The organism is Stieleria sp., from assembly GCF_041595215.1.
In the GTDB taxonomy this organism is placed as follows: domain Bacteria; phylum Planctomycetota; class Planctomycetia; order Pirellulales; family Pirellulaceae; genus Stieleria; species Stieleria magnilauensis.
In genome coordinates this window covers 1-7,607 of the sequence record NZ_JBFHKV010000347.1, presented here as the reverse complement: position 1 = coordinate 7,607, position 7,607 = coordinate 1, and the positions used below count along the sequence as shown (strand labels likewise).

Genomic DNA, 7,607 nt, shown 5'->3' with positions numbered 1-7,607 from the left:
GCCGGTGATGTGAAGTCCGCCGCCGTTGCCTGGTGCAGCCATTCCGGCCGGTCCAGCGATATTGTGGTCCAAGTTGACACCGGTCAGTGATGTCGAACTTCCGGCAGTCGATTCGATACCGCCACCGGCGCGATTGGCCGTGTTGCTCGAGATCATTGCCGACTGGACCGTCAATGTGCCGGAGTTGAAAATGCCGCCCCCGCTGGCCGAGCTTCCGATCGCCGCATTTCCGGAGATGTCGCCTCCGTCGATGGTGACCGTCCCGCCCGCGTTGTAGATGCCTCCTCCGCCGTCAGTCGCCTGATCGCCGCTAGCCGAATTACTTCGGATGCTGACGTCGTTTAGGGACAGCCCCGAAGTCAGTTCGCTGATCTGGATTCGAAACAGTTCATAACCAGCGGCGGTGAAGTCGGCATTCTCGGCACCGAAGGTTCGCATCATTGCGACCGACTGGGTGCCTCCCAGGATCACCGCTGTTCCACTCGGGTTTCCGTCGCTTCCCATAAAACCAGGATGCAGGGCAACCGTTCCATTTTGGTCGTCGCCCGTGTTGGGCATCATCTGGTCGAAGAACGCCGCGTTCATTTCCGAATTGGCTTCTGTTCCGGCATCCCAAACGGAGGCTCCGGCGACTATCACGTCGACCGCGCCATTAAAGTTGCCCTCGGCGCTGAACAAAGGGAAGGATGCGGGATCTTCGTTTCCGATGAAGGCATCATTGGATGGGATGACCATCGATGCAAAAGAGAAGTAACGGTTGTCGCTAGGATCAAGGATGACCGCACGGCTGAGCGTTTGACCCGGAGCGATCGGACCACGACTGAACGTTTGGGACAGGCCTGAATTCTGCATGGAAGTGAATTCAGCTGTCAGGGATGCGGTGGATCCATCTTCCGCCAGACTTTCCAATCCCGGCGATGCCGACCCGCCGACATCGAACAGATCAAACGCTCCGTCGTGGAACGCGGTGAAAACGGGGGTCAAGAACAATCCGCTATCGGTCGGGCCGTTGTCGGGCGCGAGGTTGGTTAGTGAAACGCGTAGGGGACGAGAATCGCCAGCACTCTGTTGATAAATACCACCACCCCGGACGGCAGAATTGTCTTCGATCACCGTGCCGGTGACCGACATCTGACCGATAGCAGAATTCCACAATCCGCCACCTTCGTTGGCGGCGATGTTTCCAGCGATCCGGCCACCGCTGATGACGACATCACTTGCCCCGGTGACATGAATCCCACCGCCACTGCCTGGGGACGAGAACAATGCACCTCCTCCAAATCCATCGTCAATCACACCGGCGTTATTGTTTTCCAGGTCGACGTTGGTCAGCATTAACGATGGACCTTGCGAGAGCAATTCGCCTCCGCGCGACGCGTCTTCGATGCCTCCACCGGCCCGACTGGCGACGTTTTCGGCGATCAGCGAATCGCTGATCGAGACGGTGCCGCCACTGACGTTCAGGATGCCACCGCCGGAGCCGCTCGCACCATCGGCAAAGTTTCCGACGATCTCCGCATTGCGGATGATCAATGTGCCGCCGTTGTTGAAGATCCCACCACCGCCGTTGTCGGCGTCGTCGCCGAGTGCGGAGTTGGCTTCGATCCGAGTGGAGTCGACGATCATCGTGCCACCGGCTTGATTCCACAGCCCGCCGCCTTCACTTGCCGCGACGTTGCCGAACACGATTCCACCGCTGAGTGTGACGTCGGCGCGTCCCGAGACGTGCAGCCCACCGCCGTTTCCGGGGGCCGCGATTCCGCCGGTTGCCGTGCCGTCCACATCGTTGTTGATCAAGTTGCTATCGGTCAGTGTAATGCTGCCCTCAATCACCTCGATTCCGCCACCGGCGCGGTTTGCGCCATTGAATTCAAACGTAGTTGAGGAGATCGAAACATCGCCTCCCAGACTCAGCAATCCGCCGCCGGATCCACTCGTCCCATCGGCCAGATTTCCGCTGACATTGCTGTCGGTGATGACCAGGTCGCCGCCGTTGTTGAAGATTCCGCCTCCGCCGTCATCGGCCGCGTCTCCACTGGCGGTGTTGCCGACGATTGCTGCGTCGTCGATTGTCATGGTGCCGCCACCGTTCCAAAGGCCTCCGCCCTCCTTGACTGCGGTGTTCCCTTCGATGCGACCACCGACGATCAAAGCGTTTCCGTCGCCGCTGATGTGAACTCCGCCCCCATTTCCCGGCGTAGCGGCCGCCGCGGAGCCGGCGCGGTTGTCGTTCAGCAAGACGTTGCGAAGTTCCAGCTCGGCGTCACCGGCCTGTTCGATGCCGCCGCCAGCACGACTGGCTTGGTTCGCAGTGATTTCGCTGTCCGTGACGACAAGCGAACCGCCCAAGTTGAATAGTCCTCCGCCAGAACCACTGCCGACGATCGCAGAATTTTCGCTGACGTTTGAACCGTTCAGGACGAGGGTACCGCCATTGTTAAAGATTCCCCCGCCACCATCGTCGGCGGCTTGGCCGAAGGCTTGGTTCGATTGAATGTTCGAATTTTCGACTGTCATCGTGCCGGTGCCGTTCCACAGCCCGCCGCCCTCGCGCGCCGCTTGGTTGTCCGTCACCTCGGTGTTTCGAATCAGCAAGTCGCTTTGGCCCGTCACATGAAGTCCGCCGCCGTTTCCGGGGCTGGCTGCGGTTGCGTCCTCGGCGGTCACACCGGCGATGTTTTCCGACAGAATGACATGGTCCAAAAAGACCGCCAACAGGCCGGGAGTGTTCGAGGCATCTTCGATGCCTCCGCCGGCGCGGCTTGCCACGTTGCCGCTGATTTCCGTGCGGGTGACTTGCAGTGTTCCGGCACCGAGGTTCAACAGACCACCGCCGCTGCCGGATTGACCGGCGGCGAAGTTGCCGGCGATCATCGAGTCGGAGATACTGACCGAACCGCCATCGTTGGCGATCCCGCCTCCGCCTCCGGACATTCCCGTTGCGGCATTGTTAGAAAAATTCACGCCGGCCAACGTCAAGACGCCGCCGTTGTTAAAAATCCCTCCGCCGCCCTCGGTGTTGCTCTGGCCTCGGGCCAGGTTTCCACCGATACGCGTACCGCCGGTAACCGTCATTCTCGTGCCGACTTGATTCCACAGACCGCCACCTTCGGAAGCGGCAACGTTTCCTTGGACGACGCCGCCGGTGATGACGACTCGGGTCAATGTCGCTCCGCCATCTCCGCTAACGTGCAACCCGCCGCCATTGCCCGGAGCGGCAGACCCGTCAGGTCCGGCGATGTTTCCCAATCCGCTTCCGGCACCTCCGAGCGTCACGTCGTTCAACACGAGATCGCCGATAAGGATTTCGATGCCGCCACCGGCGCGGTTGGCGACATTCGAGCTGATCGCGGACTGACTGATGTTGACAAAGCCTGAGGTACTGAAGATTCCGCCTCCGCTGCCGCTATCACCGTCAGCGGAGTTGTCGACAATGCGGCTGTCGAAGACGTTTAAGTTTCCGCCATTGTTAAAGATCCCGCCGCCGCCATCGTCCGCGGCATCGCCGCTTGCGGTATTGTTTTCGATCGTTGAGCCCACAACGGTCATCGACCCGCCACCGTTCCACAGGCCACCTCCCTCGCGGGCTGCGACGTTTTCGGAAATGAGCGTGTCGAAAATATCCGCGTCGCCGTTGCCGCTCAGATGAACTGCTCCGCCGTTTCCCGGGGCAGCGAAGCCCTCTGGACCGGCAATGTTGTCCGACAAGGTCACCGAGTAGAGCAGCAGCTCTGCGTTGTCGCCGGATTGCTCAATACCGCCACCTGCCCGGTTGGCCGTGTTGTTGAAGATTTGGACGTTCTGCAGGCTGACGCGACCATCTGCGTTGAATAGACCGCCGCCAGAGCCACTGACGCCATTGGCGGAGTTTCCAGCGATTTTTCCTCCGCTCATGACCACCATCGCACCATCGCTGTACAATCCGCCGCCACCCTGGTCGGCATTGTCTCCGGTTGCTCGATTACCGGTCAGGTCGACGTCGTTGAGGCTCAGTAGTGTGTCGGCACCGACGAAGATCCCGCCTCCCGAAGCAGCCATCCCGCCGGTCAAGTTCAAGCCCTCGATGACGACTTCGCCGCTTCCCGGTGCGATGTCGATCACGCGGCTCGCGTTGCCCGCATCGATCGATACCGAACCCGCGATGTCGGCACGAATGATGACCGACTCGGTGATCGACAACTGGCCGAGAGCCAATGCGATGGACTGATTCGAAAGCTGTGGTGAGAACGTGATCGAATCGATCGCAGTGGCCGACGATTGGCCGGCTGGGGCTTCGTTGACCGCAACGTTCGTGTTGGCCGCTTGGAGCGCTTCGCGAAAACTGAGTTGCCCATCCTCGGCCACGGCGTCTGCAAAACTATCGACGAAGTAGCTTGTCAAGACCCGTCGCGACTCAAGCCGTTCGCAATGCAATCGGCGACGCAGGACGAGCCGCCTGTCAAGCGTGTGTTTTGCAGTTGAGTTTCGTGGCAATTTCTTTTTCGCTGGCGGGCTAAAACGGGCCGTCATGGGGTGTTCTGCGTGTTGGGGGCGCGGACGTTACAGTTGGCGCGAAACCCAGGCACGAAGACGATCGGCTGTCAAAACCGTCTCTGCCGCTTGGCTCACGCTAACGTAGGTACGTCGGCCCACTCATCGGCAGATTCATTGAAATCAGAAAAAAGTGACGCTTGCTTACGCGTCGGTGCCATCATCGATGGCACGATCGCCGGTGATCACGGCGACTCGGCTTTTCGATTTGTCGTCGTCGGCCTCCCCTTCAATCGTGATCGCAAACGTTAAGGGAGTGTGATGAGGCGGCACATCAATCACTTGTTTGACAACACCGCGACGGGTCTGCAATCGCGTCGGGGAAAGCCATTGCCCGTTCGAATCCCGAAACCAAAACATATAAGTCTGGCCAGCGGTCAACGCGGGAAGCCCACTGAGAAACACGTGGATTTGCGACTCGTAGGCGTCAAAAACGATGGTTCCACACTGCCTTTTGGGGTCATCGACTCGATGCAGTGCAACGGTTTGTAAGTTTCCGATCTCCGACTGTCCCGGCCCGCCGTCCGCATCGCCCCGCGAGGCAATTTGGTCTCGATCATTTCGGAAGAAGTTGTAGCCGAACACGTCGCTGTGCGGATCGGAGGCCATGCGAATCACGCTCATTACCAGAAAACCGGCGGCCAATGAACAGATGATCGCAGTGAAAAGATTGAGTCCCCGACCGGTCCCGGCGGATGTCGCCTTTTGCGCCACCGGTTGAATGGGCGGATTTAGCACAGGCTCTTCGATCCGCCCGTTGATGTTTGCCCAAACTTGCTCGCGGTCAACCGATGGCGCCGGGTGTTCAACCGAGCCGGCCGTCAATTGTCCGATCGCTTCGGCCAATTCCGCGAGTTCGGCGCGGCATTGGAGACAGCCCGAATCGAGGTGGGAGCGGACCGACCGCGAGACATCCTGATCGAGTTCATCCATCAGGTATTGCGGGAGAAGTTCTCGGCATTCTTTACACTGCAACATGGAATCTACCGGCTCATCGAGCCACTTTGGCCGCCTCGAAGCATTCGCGAAATTTCAATAGCCCTCGCCTGACACGGGATTTCACCGTGCCGATCGGAAGTCCAAGCCTGTCGGCGATCTCAGGATGGGTGAGAGAATTAAAAAATGCAAGCTTTAAGACCGACTGAAACTCCGTGGGCAAGGATTCGAGTACCAATCGAACCCGTTTATCTTCGTCTCGGCGTTCCGCCTGATCGGCAGGATCGAAAGAACGTTCTTTTTGTTCCACACAAGCATTTAATGCGTCGCGGGCAGCCTCTCGACCTACGGCTTGTCTGGTCCGTTGCCGAACGAGGTCGATCGAGCGGCATCGAGCTTGGATCCGTAGATAGGTACGAAGCGAACCGCGGTCTGGATGAAAGCGATTTGGAAAACGCCAAAATTCGACGAAAACACTTTCCGCGGCCTCTTGCGCGTCCAGTGATTGTCCACAGACGTGATAACAGATCTGAAAGACCAGGTCAAAGTAGTTTTCAAAGACGGTTCGAAACGCCTGTTCGTCGCCTCGCGCGATAGCCTCGCCGAGATGCCGATCCCCATCCTCGTGCTGCAGTTCTTCCGGCTGGCTCATTCGCCGTCGTGCCTTTCATTCGGTCGGTTTTTGTCCACGGTGCGAATACCGCTGGCTGAAAGGTCGGGTTGGTCAAGAGGCCCCCCCCCGAACTGCATAGACGGAATAACCGCCGTCGTCATCCAGCAGTGTTCGAAGGGATCTGAGTCTTGCCGTCGCAAAATAAATCGGAAAACCGATGGCAGACCACTTTCGTTGATGACCGTCACCAGCAGCGTCGCTTCATTTGCGACGATCGTCGGGCGACCAACCAGCCGTTCCTGATGGCCGACCAAGGGTGCGTAAATTGAACCTTGCAGCAATTCGGTAAACTTGTCCATTGATCCAATCCGTGCTCGGTTCGAAGGCGAGGCGAACTGATAACACCATCGAAACGCGTCAGGTTCTTTCTTTCCGGATTGCAGCGCGGTCAATTGACGTTGAACCACATCGGCAGGCGATAAATCGGCGGAGGGTCGGTAAAAAGCCGGGATTGCCGCATCGGATCGCGCCGACGGATGACTCGTCGAGATGAGCGAAAGCAAGCCGCCAACCGCAAATGCGACGCCTGACCATAAAAATTTGTTTTTCGTCATCGAATCGCTGCGAGTAAAAAGAACGCTTCGTTCACACGATAATCCATGGGGAATCGCTCTCCATACTCCCAGGGGCACATCATTATATTATTTGGCAATTGATCAATCGTCGGATGGCCGTTTCCGAATCAAGCAATCGCAATGCCAACGGAGGCGGCAAACCCACTGGTAGGAGTTAACGGAACGGCACGATCCGTCCGGTGTCTGCTTGAAAACACCTTGAACGACCGGAGGGCTCGCGCCCTATCGCTAACAAAAGACACCCCGATCAGTGTTAAATTGAATTGATGAAGTCGTGGGTCATCCGCAGAGATAAAATGTAGTCCATTCGTCTTCCTCCACACGCCGAGCAATCTGCCCCATCCATGCACAGCAACCGCCTCCTGTTCGCCGTCACTGTACTACTCGCGTCCTCGTCTGCACTCGCTGCCGATCGACCTAACGTCTTGTTGATTTGCGTCGACGATCTTCGTCCGGAACTGAATTGTTTCGGGAAATCGTATATCCAATCGCCGAACATTGACGCTCTGGCGGCATCCGGGCGTGCGTTTCATCGTCACTACGTCCAGTCGCCGACGTGTGGGGCGTCTCGCTACACCTTGCTGACGGGCTTGTACGGTTCGTCCAGCAACGGTGCATTGTTTGATCGTGCCAAACGAATGCAGAAGGATTCCGACGCGGTCCCGCCCAGCATGCCGGCTTGGTTTCGCAAACATGGATACCGAACCGTTTCAGTCGGCAAGGTCTCTCATCATCCCGGTGGGCGTGGCGGCTCGGACTGGGACGATGAAGCGATGCCCGAGATGCCGAACTCTTGGGATCGGCATTTGCTACCGGCCGGCCCTTGGCAACATCCCCGCGGATGGATGCACGGGCTGGCGCACGGCGAGATCCGCAAGAATGCCAAAGAGATG

General features: G+C 58.4%; 5 protein-coding genes. 1 reads left to right on the top strand and 4 read right to left on the bottom strand.

Annotation, left to right across the window (positions count from 1 at the left end):
* The 4 genes from ABX749_RS14800 to ABX749_RS14785 form a co-directional block, all read right to left on the bottom strand.
* The coding region (locus ABX749_RS14800) for a spondin domain-containing protein (RefSeq protein ID WP_372896651.1) at positions 1 to 4,380 on the bottom strand (4,380 nt) is incomplete at its 3' end.
* 294 nt (positions 4,381 to 4,674) lie between these two features.
* Entirely contained in the window at positions 4,675 to 5,508 is an 834-nt protein-coding gene (locus tag ABX749_RS14795) for a zf-HC2 domain-containing protein (RefSeq protein WP_372896650.1), read from the bottom strand.
* A gap of 13 nt (positions 5,509 to 5,521) precedes the next feature.
* Complete coding sequence (locus ABX749_RS14790) at positions 5,522 to 6,118, bottom strand: sigma-70 family RNA polymerase sigma factor (RefSeq protein ID WP_372896649.1); 597 nt, start codon at positions 6,116 to 6,118, stop codon at positions 5,522 to 5,524.
* Positions 6,115 to 6,438 (bottom strand): hypothetical protein, encoded by a 324-nt coding sequence (locus tag ABX749_RS14785; protein ID WP_372896648.1) that lies wholly within the window; start codon positions 6,436 to 6,438, stop codon positions 6,115 to 6,117. The genes ABX749_RS14790 and ABX749_RS14785 overlap by 4 nt, the downstream gene beginning before the upstream one ends.
* 620 nt (positions 6,439 to 7,058) lie before the next feature.
* Between ABX749_RS14785 and ABX749_RS14780 the strand changes: the two genes are divergently transcribed.
* The coding region (locus tag ABX749_RS14780; protein ID WP_372896647.1) for a sulfatase-like hydrolase/transferase at positions 7,059 to 7,607 on the top strand (549 nt) is incomplete at its 3' end.